This is a genomic window from Bacteroidia bacterium, assembly GCA_041391665.1.
Lineage (GTDB): Bacteria > Bacteroidota > Bacteroidia > J057 > J057 > JAGQVA01.
On record JAWKNO010000002.1, the window covers coordinates 1,868,105 to 1,892,039 of the forward strand.

Here is a 23,935-nt window from a genome sequence, read left to right on the forward strand (position 1 = left end):
ATTGCGTCATCGCGAATTTTACAAAAAAAAATGGGTGCAGAAATTGATTCTGCACCCGCTCATCTATACAAACTATCAGGCAAAAGAATTGCACAAAAACTATTGTACCAATACTTTCTGCATGGTACTGGTGTTTCCGTCGCTGACCTGAATAAAGTACACACCTGAAGGCTGACCGCTGAGGTCAAGTTTTAGATTTGACGCTGTCGTGAAAACGGGAGAGTTTACGATTTGTCCCATAAGGTTCCGAACGACAACTTCTACTTCCGATCCGTTGGCTCCTTCAATTTCGAGCTGTACTTTGCCCATTGTCGGATTTGGATATACGGTGAGTGTGAGTTCGCTCAAACCGGCCAGTCGTGCCGGAGACTGAATGAAAGAGAAGGAAATGGTTTTCGGTGTACCAGCAACGCCATTGCCTGCTTTTCCATCGTAACCAGTTGCCATCAGAGTATACGCGTCTCCGGCTGCAGGTCCAGCACCAGTCCACTGAAAGAATCCGCCTTTGCCATTGTCTTTAAACAGGGCAAATGGTGCATTGTTGTCAACGGTATTTAAGGTCTGGCTGCCGGTAAGTTCAAATGCTACGCTGTTGAGCGCGTTTCCGGGGCATATATTGGCGCGAATATTCAGCTTGGAAGGATTGAGTCCTGCCAGATCAATCACCGCACCGTCCATGATAGGGTCATAACCCGGAATCGGAAGGTCTGTTTTGCCATCGATCAGGGTGAAGTTCAATACGCCAAGATCACACTCGAAGGTCGGAAGGGGAATAACCGTTCCGTCATTGAGCGTAGCAAACAGGCCAAATGCTGCACCGCTCTGGTTATTGGCGGGATTCAGAAATCCGGAAGCGAATACGACAGTTGCCTGTCCGCCGAGTCCGTCAAGCATAGCCTGATAAGATGCCACAACCGTACTATTTTGACCTGCGGGGGTTACGTCCAGCACATAGGTAGCGGAAGGAACCGAAAGGTAACCGGCAAAATCACCGTAACTGAGGTTAGGTACCAGCGGAGGAGTCGAGCCAAAAGCAAGTACATCTACTGCGGGGGCGTCGGGAGATCCGTGGTAAGCCAAAATTGCTGTCTGCCCCGCAGCTGCATCCTGCTGAGCCGGTGTCTGTATATTCAGCGTAAAGCCAATGGAGGCGCCGTTGACACTCTGGTCAAACTGGGAGGGGTCAAGTACACCCGTAGCCATCACTACATAGTTTTGGAATAATGTCAGTGCGGGAAGCGGGAAAGATGCAATGATATCGCCGGGGCCGGTACTGTTTCCAGGTGCGATACCCACGGTGAGTGGCACGCCTGATGGCAAGGTCAGAAAAGGTGTTGCTTCGCGGAAACCGAGATCATCAATTGCAGGCAAAGCTCCGCCATTTATATAGATATCCACGACCGCTGCCGCAGGATCAGGGGAGTTATGGATGATCTGTACATAAGCACCGGGAGCGGGAAATTCAATCACCGTTCCATCGGGCAACGCAGCAAATAGGCCAAATAAAGCGGCATTCTGATTAACAGTGGGATCGAGGACACCTGAGGCAAATACAACTGCTGCCCCGCCACCGAGTCCGGTAAGGTCGGCGCGATATTCTGCGACTACCGTAGCATTTTGTCCGGCTGGGGTAATGGTCAGGGTATAATCACCGGGAGCCACATTCAGGTATCCGGCAAAATCCCCATACGAAATAGCCGGAATCAGTGGCGGAGTCAGGCCATTGGCCAGGACATCAACTGCCGGCGCGTCTGTAGAACCATGATAGGCGAGTACGGCCACATCGCTGTTTCCCGACGCCTGTAATGCAGCAGGGAAAACTTCCAGCGTAAAGCCAATCGCGCTGTTGACACTTTGGTCAAACTGGGTCGGATCGAGTACCCCGGTAGCCATTACCACATAACTTTCGTTGGCAGTGAGGGCGGGAAAAGGAAAACTGGCGATGATATCATTGGGGCCAGTGCTGTTTCCAGGGGCAATACCCACGGTAAAAGCTTTTCCGGAGGGAAGTCCAAGGAAAGGCGTAGCCGTGCGGAATTTAAAATCATTCACTGCGGGTTGTGCACCACCATCGAGATAGATGTCAACCGTTTCAGCACCGGGATCAGCGGAGTTGTGAATAATCTGGACAAAAGCAGGAATATTGGAATCCACAAATGAGAAATTCACAGAAACAGGCGTACCGCTGCTTCCTTTTTTTACTTTTCCCTGATAAGCGGTTGCGGTTACAGTATAGCTGTCTCCAGAAACGGGGCGTGGGGAAGGCCAGATAAAATATCCGCCATTATTGTTGTCGCCAAACAGGGAGAAAGGGGCGTTGTTGTCGTATTTGCTCTTCGACTGACTGCCGGTCAGGTCGAAGGATATGCTACCAACCGGGAAACCGTCGCAGGTATTGGCGCGAATATTCAACCGGTCGGTACCCACCGCTGCGAGGTCGATGACAGCCCCGTCAGGGATGGGATCATAGGCAGTGATAACCGTGTCGGCCTTGGCATCGATCAGCGTAAAATCGATGATACCCAGATTGCAATTGACAGCAGGGAGTTCGACCACCGTGCCATCGGCCAGTGCTGCAAAAAGCCCGAAAGCGGCCCCGCTTTGGTTGAGGGATGGATTCAGAAAGCCTGAGGCAAAAACTACACCGGCACCACCACCAAGGCCGTCAAGCGATGCCTGAAAAGTACCGACAACGACATTATTGAGGCCGGCAGGCGTTACACTCAGATAATAAGTTGCCGGAGGCAGAGATACATATCCGGTACTTTGACGGTAAGCCAGGCCGGGAATCAGCGGGGTGAGGCCGTTATTGGCGAGTACATCCACTGCAGGCGCATCAGGAGCACCATGGAACACATTCAGCGATACCTGGTTGCCGGGGTCAGCAGTAAGCGCAGGGGTAATGATTTCCAGATCAAAACCAATCGCCGTGCCATTAGCCGTACCATCAAACTGGAAAGGGTCAAGCACACCAGTAGCGATGACTACATACTTTTCACCAGCAGTAAGCGCGGGTAAAGGAATGGTAGCAATAATGTCGCCAGGGCCGGTGCTTGTACCGGGGGCGACACCCACGTTCAATGGTGTGTTTGCAGGCAGTGAAATGAACGGTGTTGCCTTGCGGAAAGCAAAATCGTCAATAGCGGGAGTAGCTCCGGCATTCAGGTAGATGTCTACCGTTTGAGCCGCAGGGTCAGGAGAGTTGTGAATGATCTGCACCATCGCTGTCTGTGCTGACAGAAACGCAGCCGGGAGCAGGAAAAATGCGAGGAGGAGGAGTTTTTTCATAATCTGAAAATTTTGTGGTTCGTAAGCAAAAAACCTGTTTAACTTCTCCTTTGTTACATTCATTCACTGACAAATATTTAGGTTTCTGGATGAGATTTGATATATGAAAAAAATAAAAATAATTGATAGTCAGATTTTTAAGAGGAAACTTTATTATTAAAACTGATGATTTAATTATTTGAAGCAAATGATCTTTGCCTGAGATCATTTATCCAGCTAAGGGTTCAATCGCAATCAGGGTCGCATATACCCGTCAGGGGAGGTAAAATAATTGTGGGAAAATTCCTGATAGTTTATTATTTTGAATTTGATAGTTATCTGATTTGTTGAAATAAGCCCAATATGAAATAACGCATTTTAAAGATTCCTTTTGCCTGAGAGCCGTAACAGGATATAGTAACCAGCCAGCCAGTCAGTTTTGGGGGGTTCAGAAGAAATTTATACATGTACTTATTCTATAAAGATTTGTTCATCTTCATTCTTCACCTTAAAGGAAATTTTTTATGAAAAATGCTACTACTACTATTTACTGGAAAAACTTTTGTTCGGGTATAATTGTGGGGCTCCTATGTATGGTTGCGGCCCATGCACAAATGAAAGTTTCGGGAACGGTGGCCAACGAATCCGGTGAACCAATGGTCGGAGTGAATGTCCTCGTAAAAGGAACTTCGACCGGCATACTCACTGATGATGCCGGGAAATTTTCACTGAACCTCCCCACTGGTGATGAAACGCTGGTCGTTTCGTATTTTGGGTATTTACGTTTAGAAGTCCCCGTTAAGGGACAATCGCAATTGCAGATTGTCATGGTTGAGAATGTATCCTCCCTGGATGAAGTGGTCGTGGTAGGATATGGTACGGTAAAGAAAAAGGATCTGACCGGCGCCGTTGCTCAGATTGATGCGACGAAAATCGCCAACCAGTCTCCCAATTCCATGACAGACCTCCTGCGCGCCAATGTGCCGGGCTTGAGCGTAGGTTTCAACAACTCGCCCAAAGGGGTAAGTGATTTGGAAATACGAGGGAAAAATACCCTTACCGCAGGCGGCAGCCCCCTGATTGTTGTAGATGGTATGATTTATAACGGAGATCTTTCTGATATCAATCCCGCCGATATTGACAAAATTGATGTGATGAAAGATGCCAGCTCAGCCGCTGTATATGGTGCCCGTGGATCCAATGGTGTGGTGCTGATCACCACAAAACGTGGAGATGGCATGGCGCCTACGATCTCTCTGAGCAGCAGCGCCGGATTTGCCACGAATGCCATTGTACACAAGCCCTATGATCCTGACGGTTATGCTGCCTGGCGGACGGATGTATTCAAAAGCATCAATGTAAACCATGAGCAGACTCCTGGCAAGTTTGACAATCCCAACAATTTGCCGGCGGGTGTTACCCTTGCTCAATGGCTGGCCTACGATGGGGCACAGGGAGATCCTACCACAGCCTGGCTGAACCGGATCGGCTTTCAGGATGTTGAGATTGCCAATTATCTCGCAGGGCGGAGCGTTGACTGGTATGATCAGATATTTCAGGCAGGGTTTCGCAATGACCATACCCTGAGTCTATCTGGCACAAAGGACGAAGTCAAGTATTACTGGTCCATCGGTCGCACAGACAATGAGGGCATTATTGTGGGAGAGCGGTTTACCACCATTCGTTCCAGGCTGAACATTGAAAGTAAAATCAATAAGTGGATAACGGTTGGGGCCAATACTCAGTTTGCTGACCGGGATGAAAGTTCAGTGCCGGCAGAATGGAACATGGTCTCGCAGGACTCTCCCTGGGGTTCGGAGCTTTCAGACGACGGGTCGACACTCAGATTCAGCCCACAGGATGACCCCGGCGCCGGCGCCCGCCACCCTCTCCTAAGAAGAACCTATACTGATCGTTCATGGAAATTTAACACCCTCAATACGAGGATCTACAGCACGATTTCTTTGCCACTGGGCTTTTCATATCAATTTGCTTTTACCAACCGGTATGAATGGAATGATCTTTTCAACCACGAGTCTTCGGTAAGTCCGGAGTGGGCAACTGGTACTGCGTTCCGGGATCATACAAAAATTGCCGAATGGCAGATCGACAATGTCTTGAAATGGAATAAAACGTTCGGAGGCCATACCTTCGACGCTACCTTCCTTTCCTATGCTGAAAAATTCAAAATATTCAGCGATCGCACCACCAGTGGAATATTTGATCCGAACGATGCGCTGGGCTACAACAACCTGTCACTGGGTACGGCGATATCACTCACAGGCAATGATGAACAGAGCACAGGGGATGCCCTGATGGGAAGGTTAAACTATAGTTTCCAGTCAAAATACCTCCTTTCAGCAACCATACGCCGGGATGGGTTTTCTGCCTTTGGGGAAAACAACCGAAGGGCGACTTTTCCTTCTCTGGCGGCAGGCTGGGTGCTGTCCGAAGAATCATTTTTCAACGTGAGTGGAATCGACTTTTTTAAAGTCAGACTTTCCTGGGGTGAAAATGGCAACCGGAATATCGGTCGGTATGCGGCATTGTCCCAGCTGATTGCAGGCAAAAATCTGATCGTGGACAAAAATGGTGCTGTACAGACCGTATCCACGCTCTCCAATAATACAATGGAGAACCTCGACCTGAAATGGGAGCGTACTGCTGCATGGAACCTGGGGTTTGACTTCAGCACGCTGAAAGGAAGACTTGATGGATCACTGGAATTGTACGACATGGTGACCAATGACCTGCTGGTAAGCCGGGCCTTACCCAATGTGATTGGGTTCTCCAGTGTATTTACTAATTTAGGTGAAGTTCAAAACCGTGGGATGGAATTGATTCTGACTACACGAAACATCGAACGGCCAAATTTTGCCTGGAGCAGCACATTTAATTTCTCCCTGAACCGAAACAAGATCAATAGCCTCTATGGCGACCTCGATGCAAACGGCAATGAACTCGATGACATCACCAACCGGTGGTTTATCGGTCATGCCATCGATGAAATATGGGGACTTAATGTATTGGGGGTATATAAAACCAGTGAAGCGGATGCCGCAGCTGAATACGGAAAATTCCCCGGCGACTTCAAGCTGGAAGACAAAAACAACGATGGGATTTACACGATCGAAGACAATGATTTTCTGGGATTTTCCACACCCAGATTCCAGTGGACTTTTGTCAACAACTTCCAGTTCTGGAAAGGTTTGAATCTTTCTGTAGAGATGTACTCCATGATGGGACAGATGAGAGCCTTTAATCCTGCCAAAAACAGAGATGGCTTTATCGACCGCACCAATTCGTTGCAGACCCCTTACTGGACAAAAGATAACCAAATCGATAATTACGCCCGTTTGTTTTCCAGCGATGGAAGCGCAAGTTTTAACGTGTATCGCAACAACTCGTTTGTTCGCCTGCAAAACCTCACCCTTTCCTATAATATCCCCAATCAGATCCTGAGCAAAATAGCTGTAAAAGGACTTCGGGTATATGCCAACGTTCGGAATGTCTATGTGTTGGCGCCTGACTGGGATCTTTATGATCCTGAATCCAGTGATGTGAGTGGTACTTCCGGACTAACGCCCACACCCAGATATTATACTATCGGGCTTAATCTTTCACTTTAATTTCTTCACTACAAACTGAAAGCATTATGAAATTCAATATAATATTTAAAATCAACCTCCTCCTGCTCCTGTTAATGGTCGGGTTTTCAATAAGCTGTAAAGAATCGTTTCTTGAACCGGAGGAACTGTCGTTTTATACGCCAGGAAATGCGCTGAACAATGCCGATGGGATGCGCGGATTATTATCCCAGGCCATGACCAATCTCCGTTCCGAATTTTATGGCGATGGAGCCCCGATGATCACAGAAAATATATTCTCTGAAGTAGCTGTTGAAGGAACAACGGACAAGTCGGGCCCTGCCCAGGACCTAAACCTCCTTATATTGCCTGATGCAAATCTCAATAGTGCTGACCGCAATCGAATCGGTTGGTTTTGGGAAAACTGGTATATAGGGATCAAGTATGCAAATACGGTAATATCGAGAATCGATGATGCTACCTACAATTCCGTGGAAGAGCGAAACGAGATCCTGGGGGCTGCCTATTTTCACCGTGCATATCGCTATTACCGTCTCACACAGCAATTTGGCGATGTACCTGCCCTGATGGAAGAAATCTCTACACCAAAACTTGATTTTGTCTCGACTACCCGCATGGCGATTCTGCAGAAAATCAAAGCCGACCTGGAGCAGGCAGCGCTCTGGGTTCCGGAATCGGTCAATCAGGGAGAAGTCAGCAGGGGCGCCGTTTTACACTTGCTGACCAAAGTCAACCTGGCCATGGGCTTATTTGACGCAGCCATTGCTTCGGCCAGTCAGGTAATTGACGGTGGAACCTATGCGCTGATGACCCAGCGCTTTGGATCCGAAAAAGACAATACTACACGCAACGTCATTTATGACCTTCATCGCCCGGAGAATAAAAGTATTCCTGAAAACAAGGAGGCTATTCTAAATGTGATCTCAAGGTTAGGCTATGAAGGTGCGGGTGGCGTCACCAGTTTAATGCGGCAGGCAGTTCCGCTTTGGTGGAGATTTATCAACACTCCTGATGGAGCCAATGGAATGTCTGACAGCCCTGATGCCGAATTAGCACATGTAAAATCATACGGCAGAGGCATTGGCCGTAACCGGGGAACGCCCTATAGCACCAAATTTATCTGGAAGGATACGACAGACCTTAGACACAAGTATCCCAACTGGATCCGCATGGAAGACATCACCTACAATGCCCCGAGTCTGAAAACCGCAGGAAATCCCTATTACAATAAACCCCTCCAGTTGTACACAACAGATGGGGTGATCCTCTGCTCGGATACCATACGAAATTGGTACGATTTCCCACTGTATAAATTATATATACCGGATCCCCAGAATGCCAGACCTTCGGGAGGTTATTCGGACTGGTATGTGTTCAGGTTGGCAGAAACCTACCTGCTGAGGGCTGAAGCTTATACATGGAAGGATGACCTGGGCAGAGCGGCCGAAGACGTCAATATGGTCAGAAGAAGAGCCAATGCGCCGGATCTTTCACCATCTGAAATCAATATCGGCACCATTCTCGATGAACGCGCCCGGGAATTATATTATGAAGAACCCCGGAATACCGAGCTGACCAGAATTGCCTTTATTTTCGCTCAAACCGGAAAACCTGCTTACAATGGAAAGGTATACAGCCTTTCCGATTTTCATCTGAACAATTTCTGGTATGACCGGATCATGGAATCTACGGCCTTTTACAATCAGGGCGTGAAGACGATCCATGGGGATGAATATACCATGAGCCCTTATCATGTGTTATATCCCATTCCGGCACCTGCGATTAATGCCAACACACAGGGACGTATTAACCAGAACCTCGGATATCCAGGCTCGGAAAAAAATGTTCCGCCACTTACAGAGATTAAATAATTTTTTCTCTTTATTTTCATGTAATACAAGAGCCATCCCAAATATTGGGGTGGCTCTTGTATTAATAACTCAGTTCATTTTAATATCTGATATGATCTACAGACGCCATACGGGTTGAATATAAAAAAAGGCAGTCAACTTCAAGATTGAGTTAACTGCCTGATTTTTGGTGGGCCCACCTGGGCTCGAACCAGGGACCACCTGATTATGAGTCAGGTGCTCTAACCGACTGAGCTATAGGCCCTGCGATTGTTCGCGGTGCAAATATAAGACGGCATGTCGCATATTTCCAATTTCATACGCGGGATTTCTTAATTTTGTTTACAAATTGTACCCTATGACGCTTTATGATGTTTTTGTCGATTTTTGCGGACAAATTGATTTCGCCCAACCGCAACGCCTCTCCACAATATTTGAAAGCCGTTTTTTTCCGGCTACTGCCACCACTGAAATATCAGATCCTGTCGTCATCAATTATCTGCAAAAGACCCTTATACCTCATAAAGTGGCTGTCTATCGCGCAGGTATGGAAACCCTCATGGCCTGCAAAGGGCAAATTTCTGACGCAGATATTTATCAATATGCCGTCCATGATTTGTCCAAATTTGCCCCGGCAGAAATGGATATCTACGCCCACTATTTCTCCGACAAAGACAAAGCGGCTGCTATGAAAAAAGTTTTCCCGCTTGCCTGGCATCATCACAAAACCCACAACGAACACCACCCCGAACATTGGTTGTCCGTTGACCGCCGGGGTAATGTAGAGGCTCTCCCCATGCCCGAACATTTTGTCATGGAAATGGTCGCCGACTGGAAAGGTGCTTCCATCGTCTATGGCGGGGGAATGGAATCCTGGATGGTAAAAAATCTGCCAGATGTATTATTCCACCCCGATACAAAATCTAAACTGAATATTGTTCTTGAAAAGCTGGGCTATACAGTTAGATGTTGATTTGTATAGCGAAAGGGGCTTTGAGAATCTCAGCCACCAAAAGATTTCGCAAATAACCGGGGGCTGAGGTTCTCGAAGCCCCCGGTTATGATTCCTCCAGCGCCTTTCTACGCACAATTTCGGTGATCATGAGCTCCAGCTTCAGCGTGCGCAGATACAGTAACACCGACACCGCCGATAGCCCCAGCATCCCGACATACATGATCAGATCCGCCCCCCTGCCTATACCGAGGTAATTGGCGATGACTGTACTGGACTCCGGAAATACCGAAAATACCAGTCCGGCGAGTAACACTGCCATGACAAAAATCCGCATCACGGGTTGCTGCCGTAGCTTGCGAAAAAACAGCGCCAGTAAAAACAATAATACCGGCACGAGGATAAACTGAATCGGTTTCATCAGAGGAATATTTTGCGAATAATGAGGTCTGTCAGAATACCTAAAGCATCCAGCGCGGACTGACCTTTCTGGCGGGAGTAATCAGTGTATTTTACCTGCATGGAAACTTCTCTGTATCGCAGGCTATGATGCCGGATTTCCGAAAGAATCTCCGTCGCGTGTGCCATGCCATTTTCTCTTAGACGAATTTTCTCCAACGCACTGCGGTTCATCGCCCGAAGGCCATTGTGTGCATCTGTGAGCCAGAGTCCGGTAAACAGTGCGTTGACCCATACCGCAACCCGGAGGAGCACCCGCCGAAAAATAGGCACTGCCCCCGCCTGCCCCGCCTTCAAAAACCTCGATCCCAACGTAATGTCAGCGATATCGTCCAATAGTGGTGAGAGCATATCCGGGATATCTTCCACCCGGTGCTGGCCATCGGCATCAAAATGCACTACGTAGTCTGCGTCAAGCTTTCGGGCGAAAGTCATCCCAGTCATCAGGGCAGCGCCCTGACCCAGATTAACCGAATGGCGTATATAGCGAATGGATAAATCTGCAATTTTGTCTCCCGTACCATCCGTCGAACAATCATCCACCACCACCACCTCATAACCAGCTTCAAGTAAACCCAAAACCGTCTGCCGGATAATTTCAGCTTCGTTGAAAGCTGGCACAATCACAAACGTTCGGTTCTGGGTTAGGCGCATCTGTAAGGGGGTTATCTTCGAATCAGTTTCCCGGTATAAATTTTTTCCAGATTTTCTATTTGGTAAATATAGATTCCCTGAGGCAGCACCGGAATCGCAAGTTTTTCATTCAACCGGCCTTCATAATTCCATTTCTTCACAAACACCTCTTTCCCATCGGTAGAAAACAGTTTCAATGTGCTTTCGGTCTTTTCCCCGGCAAACATTTCGACGGTAAGGAAGTCAGAAAATGGATTGGGAGCAATACGTACATTAAAATCTTTGGCCAACCATACCTCCACGATATCAGAATAAACAAATTTTCCATCAAAATCTACTTGTCTCAACCGGTAGAAGTTGGAACCGGATAAGGGATTATTGTCTGGGAAATGATAAGTTACGGGTACCTGCGAATTGCCTTTGCCCTTTACCTGCCCGATGGTTTCAAAAGCAACCCCGTCGGCACTCCTTTCCACTTCAAAACGATCGTTGTTGAGCTCCCAACCGGTTCGCCATTCCAGCTCAACTGTTCCGGCGTTTTCTTCTCCGGTAAAGGTCAACAGTTCGACCGGAAGCGGGGTATTGGGGTTGCCACCGCCAAACCCTGAAAATCCTCCGGTAAAGTTGGCGGTAAAGGCATGATTGGATCCCAGGGCAGCATATGTTACCGCCAGGTTCAGGGTTGCATTCTGGTTGGCCGGTGACAATCCGCTGATGGGCCCGACAGATTTAACCAGTTTAAAGTCAGAAGTAGTGTAGGCGGGGTTGCTGTTGGCTACCCAACCGGTAAATTCGGCATCAGTATAGTAAAGGGTAATGTCGTAGGAATCGCCTCCCCCCGGGCTGTTGTTGGTTGGGGTGATAATAAAGGTTTTGTCCGCCAGCTCGTGCCCTGCGGTAAGCGACCAGGCAGACTGTGCCCCTGTTCCAGCGCGATCTACCGTAACCGAAGTACAACCATAATCATACGCAGAGTTATTGGTGAGACTCAGCACGATCTCTGATCCGTCGTAATAATGTACCGTTTCAAAAGGCCCAAAGTACTGAGAATCAGTAGAATTCAGAACGGTCTCAACGTTTGTTCCGCCAGTAGTATGAACATCCACATTGTCAATGACAAAGCCGGGATTAGATCCCACTCCATTTGCATCATTGGTCCAGCGCCACCCGATAAAAAAGGTCGAATTGTCAACCGCAGCGGGAATAGTTACCGTCCGGGGAGTGGCAGAAGTTACTCCGACATAAGGCGCAGTAGTAGTGCCTTCAATCAGCGTGAATGATGTCCCATTCAAAGAATAATACAGTCTCCCGTAGTCAGCGCCTGACTCTCCGTTACATTTAAAATCAAAGCTCACTTCCATTCCACTGTAAGCCGTACCATCAATCTGCGGCGTACTCAGAATTACATCATCGACAGTGGTATTATCATAGGTAGCATTTATGCCGTCACTGGAAGCATAGGCGCTCCCGGTTCCCGTCATTCCTCCGTTGGCCCCATCTTCCCATAAGTTTGCCCCGGTTGCTCCGCCAAACAGTCCTCTGCTCCAGTTTGAACTCCCCAATGCGCCGTATACGAGGGCAGTCTCAAAGTCCTCTGTAAACAAAGTAAAACCGGCGACCGGCCCGGTATCATTGTCATTGAGGGTAATGGTATGAGACTGATTATAACTTGCTGCGGTAGCATCTGTTGTGCCGGAAATCACATAAGTCAGCACAATGGTTTCGGCACTTTCATCGCCACTATCATCGTAGATTCTGATATCCACATCCTGTGTAGCTATACTGGCATCCGGGAAAGTGAGTTGTTTACTTACATTGAGTATATCGTAATCGGTGCCCTCCGTCGCCGTTCCGGCAAGGTTGATCGTAACCGTAGCATCCCCGGTAGGTGCTGCAGCGATCTGCATCGTCACGGTTATGTCTGTATAATCCCGGCAGGAAGTTGTCGCGGCGGTTGCCTCTGTCGTGGAAGAGCTGGTGAGGACAAATGATATTTCCGGCCCACGGGGCGGCTCTACCATAAACATCCCGTTTCCATGGGTTCCTGCCAGCAGGAAGTTGTCGTCAGCCCGTAAAGCCAGCGAACTTGTCAAGGCGTAGCCAATACTGGTGCTCCCGATCCTTGTCCATGTGGTCGAACCACCATTTAACGTGGATGTACAATACAACCCGATTGATGTACCTACCACATAATAGGTTATGCCGCCTTCTTCCAAAATCGAAGCCGACCGGAAAGAGGCTGTGGAGATATTCCCCTCCACCAGCGACCAGGTAGGCGTAGCCGAATTGGCATTCGTAGTGTGGTAAACGCTGTTGGTATTATAGTTGGAATAGGTTACCAGAATTTCGTTGGCATCGTTGGGGTTCACTGCAATACTGCTTACAATTCCTGATCCGGCTGTACCTGGGGTGATATCTGTCGGTGCGGTCGCTGCCGCACCAAAAGCCGGATCATTTAACCGGAAAACTTCTCCTACCTGTGTACCAATATACAATACCCGGCCGGCATCTGTACTTCCGTATCCACTTCCCCGTGTAACAGCCAGCGAACGAATATTATCACCTACTGCGCTACCCACCCCGGTCATTGTTGTCCATGTGCCGGAAGTTACCGTCGATGCGGCTGTTGTGCGAAACAGATCTGTTCCTCCGGCAAAATAGAGAATTTCTGTATTGTCAGGATCGAGGAGAAAATAGGTAACAAATATACTGGTGGATGCACCACTGGGAGTGATATAGGTTCCGTTTCTGCGTAGCGTACCGTTTTGCGAACCATAAAAATTTGTTCCGCCGGAAGATATTCCTACCGCAACGCCATCGCCGGAACCAATTTCACTATGTGTAGTTCCGGAGGAAGAAGAGGTTGTTCCGTTGTCCTGGGCGCCACCAATTACCACGTCACTTCCCGTCGTCGGGTCAATCGCTACATGGTAATACTGATAAGTGACATAGTCATTGTTCAAACTGGTCCAGGAAGGTGTGCCGGCAGTAATATCTGCGCTGTGAATCCCGCCGTCAGTACCACTATACAATACATCGTTGTTGTTGGGGGCAAATGTCAGCGCGTGAATATCGGGATGGTGATTAGTATATTTTGCATACCCACTTGTATTGGCATAACCGCCGATTCTTGTGGTATTCGAAGTGGAGGTAAATCCGTCTGTCGAACGGTAAATATTGGTTCCGCCTACAAAAACTGTAGATGCATTGTCGGGTTTTACAGCCACTACCAGGTCATATCCTCCCTGGATAGCAAATGGGTCATTGCCATCTGAGCAGCCCGTTTCATCGGGTAAGTTGGCCGAGAGGTCGGTCCATGTTGTTGTGCCCTGGTTCCACTGAAAAAAATCAGCCTCTACTCCGGCTGTACCTGCGCAGTCGCTGGAAAAATCATTATCGTATAACGCATATAGTATATTTTCATTTGACGGAGCAATGGCAAGTACAACCCTGCCGTAGTTTCCGGAGGTGCTCCAGGTTCCGGGGGTACCATTGCCTGCGATACGGGTCCAGGAAGCGACATCGCCTGTGGTGGATGTCCAGACGCCATCTATAGTTGAAGAGAGAACACCGGAAAATGCAGCATACAGCCGGCCGGTTGAAGTTACCACGATATCGGTCATATTCGAAGGAGAGCCACAACCAGGGCCCAGTACAAGAGACCAGGTGCTTCCCCCATCCTGTGAGCGGAGAATTTCGCCTAATGCCGCAGCATATATATCCCCGTTGGTAGGGTCGACAACCAGTTTGCTGATAAAGTCTGCACAATTATCAAAACTCTCCAGGGAGCCCGTGTTTGAGTTTCCGAGGAAAGTCCAGGTATCGCCATTATCGGTTGATTTCCAGATACCCGTTCCAAAATAAAGGGAGTTGTTGCTAAGAGACGCACTATTTCCGCTGGCTTCTCCCGTCGCGTAATACCAGGTATCTTCCTGGCCGGAGCGAGTGTCCTGGACGATAGCAGTTACGTTGTGGATTTCGTCATTGGAGGAGACTTTTGTCCAGGTTGTACCGCCGTTGGTGGTGCGATAGACGCCCGAACTCACCCCCCCGGCCAGAATGGTACTGTTGGAAGCATAGCGGGTATCAAAAGCGATGGCCCGTGTGCGTCCGCCCAGGTTATTGGGGCCTCTTTCCGTAACGGTAAATGCAGAACTCCTTTGGCTTGGGTTCTGAACAGGCGCGCGATATGCCTGAGAAAGTTCTATTTGGCGTATCCCTTCGGGAATTTGCCCCGTAGCGGGATCTTTCATCATATCGTATTCAAACTGAATCCGTGCATCAACAAAAAGTGCACGCTCTTCCAGCGTTGGTTCATCCTCTTCCCCCTCGTCTTCCATATGAAGCGGGATATCGTGTGCGATGAGGGTATTGCGGTTTGCCCAATACCTGGAAGTAGTAGTGTAAAAAACGGTAGCAGTTAATGCTAACACAAGAAATGCAATCAAAACCCGGTTGGTAAACAAATTCATCACTCAAACATTTGGACTAACAATAAATGTGCAGCCCCAGCATTTTGGACCGGGGCTGCAGGATAAGATATACAAAAATAATTATCAGACAATTAACTTTTCAGACAAAATCACTGGCTATTGAATTATTAACTTTCGGAAAACATCAAATTCACCGGTAGAAAATTTCACCAGATAAATGCCCGGATTCAGCCCTGAGATAGAAAGTGAAAGATTTCCCTGCTGTAATAAAACAGATTCCGGATGGTGCAAAGCAATTTTTCCATTAATATCAAAAATATTCACCTGGGCAAAACCAGTTTGTTTCCCTTCCCATTTTAAGGCAATTCTTTCATTGGCCGGATTGGGAAAAATCTCAAGTCCAAAGCTTGCGAGTAAGTCATCGTTGGCATCGGGAAGGGTGTAGCGGACAAAAAGCCGGGGCTGTAGTCCTTCATCCGAGTTGTTGTGAGAACCAAACCTTCTGGCTGTATTCCCTTTCGACTCATCTCCTACCAATACCCAACCGAAGTTGGAGTCGGGTTGGGTTATCCAATAAGCCACATCGGCAACCAGGCCTGCTCCGGACCAATTGTTGTTTCCAGCAGTGGAAGGCACGTCCAGACTACCACTGGAAACCGCCAGAAAATCACCCCCTGCCGTAGTCCATGAATCAGTATCATAAAACCGGTGAATCCATGTTGCGTCACCTGTAGTAGATGCGGCACCTGCGCCTTCATTGCCAGCGGCAGCGGAAGAACCTTCACCCCATGAAGCCATCACACGGTGTAATTTGACTGTTTGAGTGCCTGTACCGGATCCCTGTGACATATTCAGCATCAGCGAAACACTGTCGATGATCGCATTGGCAGGAATATTGTCCATAGGAAAATGTACCAGTCCGCGCCGTATCGACCCTGCGGTCTGTCCGGTTCGGCCTGCAAAAAAATAATTACCACTGCCATTGCTCAGCAAGCCGCCAACATCTTCAATCAATGTATTGTCGAGGTCTGCAACAATGGTCGTAGAAGTTTGCGCAGACAGGTGCTCTAAGCCTGAAAACGCAGAAATAATAAAATAGAGAAAAAAGAAAAAATACTTACTCCAATTCAGTGTTAACTTTGGAAATGAATGTTTCATAGAATAATGTTTAGAAATTTAGGTAAGAATTTTGTAGTTAATCATTCTGATAAAATATTTAAACTTATCAATAAATACGCCCTCAATGACAATTATCACTAACGTAAATATTTCCGATTCGTAGCTTTACCCTCAAATTCGACTTCAATCTTTCTCTCATTGCTTTTGTCGTTCCGGAACCTGCTTCCCGAGAATTTTAACATATGCTGAACCGGACCATACATTTTTTTCTTACACACAAACCCATAGTTTTCCTGCTGCTTGCCGCTATTCTGGCTGGTGGAACGCTCACCTCTCCTTTTCCTTCGGTTTGGGGTGATTGGGCCGACGACGCCCGTATCTCTGTAGATGCGATTCCGGATCTGGGAGAAAATCAACAGATTGTATTCACCCGCTGGCCAGGCCGTTCACCCAAAGACATTGAAGACCAGATCACCTACCCGCTCACGACAACGCTGATGGGCATTCCAGGGGTAAAAACGGTCCGGAGTAATTCTGTATTTGGGTTTTCCAGCATCTACTTGATTTTTGAGGAAGGTACGGAATTTTTCTGGAGTCGCTCCCGTATTCTGGAAAAACTCAATGCGCTTTCTCCAGGCACCCTTCCCGACAATGTGCAACCACAACTTGGCCCCGATGCCACCGCACTGGGGCAGGTATTCTGGTACACACTGGAAGGCAGGGATAAAGAAGGAAATCCAACAGGCGGCTGGGATCTTCAAGAGATACGATCTGTTCAGGATTTTCAGGTAAAATATGCACTTGCTTCTGTCGGGGGGGTAGCTGAAGTCGCCTCAGTTGGCGGATTTTTGCAAGAGTATCAGATCGATGTGGATCCTGTATCCCTCAAAGCATACGATCTCACGCTTAGTCAGATTATGGAAAGCGTGCGCAATACCAATATGGACGTAGGCGCCCGTACCATTGAGATCAATCGGGTGGAATACACAGTACGAGGACTTGGTTATATAAAGTCCATACAGGATTTAGAGAATGCGGTTATCACCACACGCAATCAGGTACCGGTACGCATTCGGCAGATCGCCCGGGTTTCGCTAGGACCTGCACCCCGAAGAGGAGTCCTCGATAAAGGCGGAGCCGAAGTCGCCGGTGGCGTGGTAGTTGCGCGATACGGCGCAAACCCGATGAAAGTCATCGAATCGGTCAAAGACCGGATCCAGCAACTGGGACCAGGACTCCCCCGCAAAACACTCGGCGACGGTACAATTTCCCAATTAACCATCGTCCCTTTTTACGACAGAAGCACCCTCATAAAAGAGACGCTGGGCACACTCCAAACTGCCCTGATCCTGGAAATACTAATTACCGTGCTGGTAATTGTTGTCATGATCCGAAGTATCGGCGCTTCCCTGCTGATCTCCGGATTGCTGCCGGTGGCTGTTTTACTGACTTTTATTGGCATGCGTTTTCTCGGTACGGAGGCCAATATTGTCTCACTTGCCGGTATTGCCATTGCCATCGGTACGATGGTCGATGTGGGAATTGTGCTGACTGAAAATATCATTCAGCGACTGCGTACAGACACCACGGATACACCACCCCGGCGCAAAGTTTCGGAAGCGGCCAAAGAAGTTACCCCGGCTATTCTTACGGCCATTCTCACGACCATTGTAAGTTTTCTACCAGTATTTTTTATGGAAGGGGCAGAAGGGAAGTTGTTCAGGCCACTTGCCATCACAAAAACCATCGCGTTGGTATCATCGCTGGCTATGGCACTGGTCATTGTACCCGCCTTTGCACACCTTACCTTCAACTACTTCCGGCTGGAAAAATGGGCTGAATACAGTAGAAAATGGATCACCCGGTTGCCAGGCATACGGAAAACCGGTTTTTCCCGGCCGGATATCTGGCTGGTTTCACTCATTTTGCTGGCTATGCTGGCGCGGTACTGGGCACCATTGGGGGCCGGGGCAAATAACTGGCAACATTTTCTCTTTACAGCGATCGTTGTGCCCGGGCTGCTGGGCATCATGCTTTTACTCCACAAATATTATACACGCATTCTTACCTGGTGTCTGCAACACAAGCTGGCATTTTTTTCCTTGCCAATGGCCCTCACTGCATTGACATTTACGGTGTGGTTTGGTTATGGAAAAATGACGGCGATCGTTCCTGATTTTTTGAAACAGCATGCAGTTTATCAGTTTGTTTCAAAAACATTTCCCGGACTCGGCAAAGAATTTATGCCGGCGCTGGATGAAGGTTCTTTTTTGCTGATGCCCACCTCCATGCCTCACGCCGGAATGGAAGAAAATCAGGAAGTATTACAGCAATTGGACATGGCCGTTGCCGCCATTCCGGAAATAGAAAGTGTAGTGGGAAAACTCGGCAGAGCCGAATCAGCACTGGACCCGGCACCGATTTCGATGTATGAGAATCTGATACACTATAAAAGTGAATATATTACCGATTCCAACGGATTCCGGGTTCGCTTCAGGGTCAACGCCGAGGGGGCGTTTGAGCGCGATGCCGACGGCAAGCTGATTCCCGATGCCAGCGGCATGTATTTCCGCCAATGGCGGGATCATATTCACTCTCCCGATGATATATGGAAGGAGATCGCGGCCATTGAGTTGCCGGGCGTAACCTCTGCCCCGCGGCTTCAACCCATCGAAACACGTCTTGTCATGCTTCAGACCGGCATGCGGGCGCCGATGGGAATCAAAGTCAGTGGAACGAATCTCGACAGCATACAGCAATTTGCCACACAACTGGAAACTATATTAAAACATGTGGAAGATATTCAGCCGGCAACGGTCTTTGCCGACCGCATTCTCTCCAAACCTTACCTGATTATAGATATTGACCGGGAAAAAATCGCCCGTTATGGACTCACGGTCAAAAAAATTCAGGAAATCATTGAGGTGGGAATCGGCGGAATGCCGCTGAGTCAGTCGGTCGAAGGACGCGAGCGATATGCCATAAGGCTCCGCTATGCACGCGAACTCCGCGACGACCCCGGCCGCATCGCGCGGCTACCCGTTCCCGCCCCCGGCGGCATTCAGGTTCCCCTCGGTGAACTCACACATATTGGCTACGCCTCCGGGCCGCAGATGATTCGCACAGAAGACAATTTCCTTGTGGCTTATGTACTATTTGACCGCAGTTCGAAAAAATCGGAAATCAGCGTGGTCGAACAGGCACAAGCAGCCATTCAGAAAGAAATTGAATCCGGGAAACTGGTGATACCGGCAGGGGTTAATTTTGCCTTTGCAGGAAGTTACCAGCAACAGGCACGAGCCGAAAAAAAACTATTGATTATTATTCCTTTTGCAATCATGCTGGTATTTGGCCTGCTGTATCTGCAATTTCGGTCAGTGGTCACTTCTCTGATGATTTTTTCGGGAATATGGCTTGCTTTCTGTGGAGGTATGCTCCTGGTCTGGTTATATGGAGAACCGTGGTTTCTGTCCATACATATTGGCAGCCTTTCATTGAGGAGCCTGTTTCATATTGACACGGTCAACCTGAGCGTAGCGGTTTGGGTAGGATTTATTGCGTTATTCGGTATTGCCACCGATGACGGCGTGGTGATCGCAACATATCTGCACCAGGTGTTTGAAAAACGAAACCCCAAAACGCGGGCATCAATCCGAAAGGCTGTGCTGGAGGCTGGAAAAAGACGTATCAAACCCTGCCTGATGACAACGGCAACGACTGTTCTGGCATTATTGCCGATCCTGACCTCTACCGGGCGGGGATCGGATATTATGATTCCGATGGCGATCCCGCTTTTCGGAGGGATGATGATGGAACTGGTGACCTTGTTTATCGTGCCTGTGCTGTATGCTGCCTGGCAGGAAAAAATATTATCCGCAACCTGATGATGGAAATAAAAAAGTTTATCCCCCTGCTCTATATCTTTTCGGGTCTTTTATTAGGATGGCTCATCTTTGGAAGGTCTTCCGGCGAGCAACCTGCCCATGACCATGCGGAAACAGCCGTTGTCTGGACTTGTTCCATGCATCCGGAAATCCGCCTGCCTGAACCAGTACCCTGCCCTTTATGCGGTATGGACCTGATCCCAATGAATGGCAACGAAACGACCGATTCGCTTACCCTGACTTTATCGGAAAGCAATGCAAAAATGGCGATGATTCGCTCAGCACCCGTCATCAAAAGTAAAGTTGAGAAAGAAATTCTTTTACAAGGGCGACTGGTACCTGATGAGCGGAATACTTTTCAGGTGAGCGCACGGTATTCGGGCAGAATTGACCATCTGCGCGTCAATTATACCGGCGCCTATGTAGAGGAGGGAGAGGTGCTGGCTGACCTCTATTCACCCGAACTGATTGCAGCACAGACAGAGTTTTTTGATGCCACCAGTCTCCGGAAAATGAACCCTGCCGTGTACATTACCGCCCGCAACAAACTCCGCAGATGGAATATTTCCGAAGAAACGATTGATGGGATTGAAACGGGTGAACCCATCGTAAAAAATATCCAGATAACAGCACCGGTTTCAGGAACCATTATCCGGAGAAATGTCACCGAAGGGCAATACGTCAGTGAAAGTTCTTCTCTGTTTGAAGTAGCAAACCTGAGTCGGATTTGGGCAATATTTGACGCCTACGAAGAGGACGTACCTTGGCTGCGAATTGGAAATGTCGTTTCTTTTACCAATCCTTCAGTGCCGGGAAAAACATTTACCGGAAAAATCAGCTTTATAGATCCACTCGTAAACCCAACATCGCGTACAGTAAGCATCCGGGTAGATGTCGCCAATCCCGATCGCCTGCTAAAACCCGAAATGTATGTCTATGGAAAAATAGCCGCTTCAGGCAGGGAAAAGACACCGCAGTTGGTTGTACCCAAAACGGCTGTGCTCTGGACAGGAAGACGGTCGCTGGTCTATGTACAGATACCGGAAGTGACACCACCGGCATTTCATATCCGGGAAGTCACCATTGGCCCTGATCTGGGCGAGGAGTATGTCATATTACAGGGGTTGAAAGAAGGAGAACTCGTAGTGGTAAACGGCGCTTTCAAGATAGACGCTGCGGCCCAGCTTGCCGGCAAATATAGCATGATGCACCCCCCTCACCCTGCTGGCGAAAAACCAGCTGCAGAAGGAACGGTTTCCCCTCATTTTAACAAAAAAATCCAACCGCTGTTTCAGGCATATTTTGAGCTTAAAAATGCCCTCGTGGCAACTGACGCTTCACTCGCTTCAGAAGCTGCCATGAAACTCAATCAAAGCATAGCCGAGATTTCCGCATCAGGATTAAGCGGCGATTATGAGAAGAAGTGGAAAGAAATCTCTCATATCATTCGTCAGAGCGGGGAAAAAATTCACGCAGAAAAAAAGGAAGTTTCTGTTCAGCGGGAAGCATTTTTACCCATATCCAATGCTTTTATCCAACTGATCAGAAACTTCCCACTGCCGGAGATCACCGTTTATCAGGCCTGGTGTCCCATGGCTTTCGACAATACAGGCGCCGGATGGCTAAGTGAAATTGAGGAGATTCGCAACCCATACTTTGGAGATAAAATGCTCCGTTGTGGGGTTGTCAAACAAACATTTACCCCCTCAAAACCATAAATCTGACGGTCAGTTTTTGTGTTTTTGTCGTAATCTGACAAATGTACAACCCGTCGAGATATTCTTCCAGATCGAGATACAGGGTATTGTTTCCCAGTTTCCCCGTTACTATCGTCTCTATATGTTTTCCATAAATATCGAGAATATCGATGGTAGCTTTTTCCTCTTTTGCCAAGTTCACATTCAGCTGTGCGCCATTTTCCACTACAGGGTTGGGATAAAGGTAAGCCATCGAGGCACCATTGATTACTACTGATGCAATATTGCTGTAGGTAAATGCGCCATCGAAATCCAACTGGCGGATACGAAACTGATACCCACCGGGCTTAAGCGGCTCGGTTGTGAATGTATAATCTGTGCGAACATCAGAATTGCCTTTTCCCTCTACAAAACCAATAGGTTCAAATCCGTTGAAAATATCCCCGGTGGTAATTTCAATGTCAAATCCCCGGTTGTTTTTTTCTATTCCGGTGGTCCAGTTCAGCTCGACCTTCTCTCCTACAGGCCGGGCGGTAAAGGCCAGCCATTCGACCGGATAACCCGTAGCGGGTCCCGTAGCCAAAATATTATCAACGCCCAGAACAGAGTTTGTCACCGGCCCGGGGAAGATTGCCCCTGCGCTGTTGTACAACCACAGGTTGCTGACTTCGCTCATGGTCACATTAAAATCTGCCCCACCGGTGAGGTCAGCAGCTTCAATCGGGAAGACAACCGTTTGCCAGCCAGAACCCGCTAGTACCTGAACAGGATTTACAGAAAGGAAGGTGCCACCGGGGCCATCAAATCGCAGCCGGAGGTTGAGGTCGGGCCCGCTGGTATTATTGACATCCATCCGGATAGACTTAATTCCTTCGGAAATATAATCGCCTGTCCAATGAGCAGTATTAAAGGCAACCAGTTTGGCACCGGAACCCCCACCTCCATTGGAAGTGATCTGGAGAAACTCATCACCTGCACCTAATGGGCCGCCACTATAGACGTTTACAGGCGGATTGGGATTTGGGCCGCCACTTCCCCATGACAGCGTGGTAGCGTCGGAAAAGTCATCGAGTTGGTTAAATTTCACCGTGGGAGGAGGAGGAGGAGGCGTGGCACCAAGCGGGACTTTATTGGTGAACAATTTGTTGTTGTCATACATATTGTAATACTCCACCAGGATACTATCTGTAACGGCTGAAGCAAAATCCAGCATAACAGAATAGCGTTCCCCCGGATAGATATCTACGGTATCAGACACCTCTTTTACCGGCAGTGGCCTTCCGTCTGAAGAAAGAATTTCTGCATTCAGCGAGGCTGGAAAAATGACACGGGAAAGCGTATAGCCAATATTGATCATCCGGAGATATACTTTATCTCCTACATCTGCTGAGATCGAAATCGTTGTATCATTTAATTGCTGACTCGATTTTCCATTCACCAGAAAATAATCAGGCGTAAAACCCGGCAGCGCACCATTCATCGGAATATTATCATGCCAGCCTTTGTCCACATCAGATATCATCCATGTATAGTCCTTATCAAATGCAGGCCCACCGGTCCAGGCATTATTGGCGCCACCTGCTGCTTTTACCACTATACCGCCATACATACCCAGTTGCAGGTGAACGACAGTCTCCACATGGCAGTGGTAGATAAATGTACCGGCATGGGTAGCTTTAAACTTATATGTACCGGTTCCCATGACAGGCGGAATATCAAAAGAAGTTTTGCCGACACCATCATTGGCCTGGTTTACATCGAGGCCATGCATATGGATTGTGTGCGGCATGGAAGACTGATTGATGACATTTATGGTAACCGAGTCGCCTTCATTGACTACCAGCAAGGGGCTGGGAAGGGATACGTTGCCGCCAAGTCCTTCTTTAAATCCCCACAAATCCACACTTTCGCCATCCCACATTACCGCAGTACCGGACTGACGGGCGACGAGGTCGAAGGTTTTCATGGTTTGGGCAAAAGAACTATTACATACCGACAGAAAGAGCAAAACAGGTAAGGAAATATATTTTAGA

The 23,935-nt window shown here is 48.3% G+C and carries 11 protein-coding genes and 1 tRNA gene; 5 read left to right on the forward strand and 7 right to left on the reverse strand.

Features of this window, described 5'->3' with window-relative positions; all coding sequences use genetic code 11:
* Positions 1-99: 99 nt before the first annotated feature.
* Positions 100-3,288: a DUF4397 domain-containing protein gene (locus R3D00_19150; GenBank protein MEZ4775311.1), complete on the reverse strand. Its 3,189-nt coding sequence runs from the start codon at positions 3,286-3,288 to the stop codon at positions 100-102.
* Positions 3,289-3,791: 503 nt separating this feature from the next.
* Between R3D00_19150 and R3D00_19155 the strand changes: the two genes are divergently transcribed.
* Positions 3,792-6,896 (forward strand): SusC/RagA family TonB-linked outer membrane protein, encoded by a 3,105-nt coding sequence (locus R3D00_19155; protein ID MEZ4775312.1) that lies wholly within the window; start codon positions 3,792-3,794, stop codon positions 6,894-6,896.
* A 26-nt stretch (positions 6,897-6,922) separates the two neighbouring features.
* Positions 6,923-8,746 (forward strand): RagB/SusD family nutrient uptake outer membrane protein, encoded by a 1,824-nt coding sequence (locus R3D00_19160; GenBank protein MEZ4775313.1) that lies wholly within the window; start codon positions 6,923-6,925, stop codon positions 8,744-8,746.
* 167 nt (positions 8,747-8,913) lie between these two features.
* Here the strand turns inward: R3D00_19160 and R3D00_19165 are convergent.
* Positions 8,914-8,990, reverse strand: a tRNA-Ile gene (locus R3D00_19165).
* 93 nt (positions 8,991-9,083) lie between these two features.
* On the opposite strand from R3D00_19165, the gene R3D00_19170 reads away from it, so the two are divergent.
* Complete coding sequence (locus R3D00_19170; protein ID MEZ4775314.1) at positions 9,084-9,698, forward strand: DUF5662 family protein; 615 nt, start codon at positions 9,084-9,086, stop codon at positions 9,696-9,698.
* Positions 9,699-9,783: 85 nt separating this feature from the next.
* Here the strand turns inward: R3D00_19170 and R3D00_19175 are convergent, their stop codons facing one another.
* The 4 genes from R3D00_19175 to R3D00_19190 all read right to left on the reverse strand — a co-directional run bounded on the left by R3D00_19175 (position 9,784) and on the right by R3D00_19190 (position 16,360).
* Complete coding sequence (locus R3D00_19175) at positions 9,784-10,098, reverse strand: DUF2304 domain-containing protein (protein MEZ4775315.1); 315 nt, start codon at positions 10,096-10,098, stop codon at positions 9,784-9,786.
* Positions 10,098-10,790 (reverse strand): glycosyltransferase family 2 protein, encoded by a 693-nt coding sequence (locus R3D00_19180; protein MEZ4775316.1) that lies wholly within the window; start codon positions 10,788-10,790, stop codon positions 10,098-10,100. Before R3D00_19180 ends, R3D00_19175 begins: the two co-directional genes overlap by 1 nt.
* An 11-nt stretch (positions 10,791-10,801) precedes the next feature.
* A complete protein-coding gene (locus R3D00_19185; GenBank protein MEZ4775317.1) occupies positions 10,802-15,241 on the reverse strand; it encodes a T9SS type A sorting domain-containing protein in 4,440 nt (1,479 codons plus the stop codon).
* 117 nt (positions 15,242-15,358) lie between these two features.
* Positions 15,359-16,360, reverse strand: a complete 1,002-nt coding sequence (locus R3D00_19190) for a DNRLRE domain-containing protein (GenBank protein MEZ4775318.1) — start codon at positions 16,358-16,360, stop codon at positions 15,359-15,361.
* A gap of 203 nt (positions 16,361-16,563) precedes the next feature.
* On the opposite strand from R3D00_19190, the gene R3D00_19195 reads away from it, so the two are divergent.
* Together R3D00_19195 and R3D00_19200 are read left to right on the forward strand one after the other, a co-directional pair.
* Positions 16,564-20,205, forward strand: coding sequence for an efflux RND transporter permease subunit (locus R3D00_19195; protein MEZ4775319.1), 3,642 nt, complete (start codon positions 16,564-16,566; stop codon positions 20,203-20,205).
* Positions 20,205-21,923, forward strand: a complete 1,719-nt coding sequence (locus R3D00_19200) for an efflux RND transporter periplasmic adaptor subunit (GenBank protein ID MEZ4775320.1) — start codon at positions 20,205-20,207, stop codon at positions 21,921-21,923. The genes R3D00_19195 and R3D00_19200 overlap by 1 nt, the downstream gene beginning before the upstream one ends.
* Here the strand turns inward: R3D00_19200 and R3D00_19205 are convergent.
* Positions 21,904-23,868, reverse strand: coding sequence for a multicopper oxidase domain-containing protein (locus tag R3D00_19205; protein MEZ4775321.1), 1,965 nt, complete (start codon positions 23,866-23,868; stop codon positions 21,904-21,906). The two genes, R3D00_19200 and R3D00_19205, sit on opposite strands and share 20 nt — an antisense overlap.
* Positions 23,869-23,935: the final 67 nt, after the last annotated feature.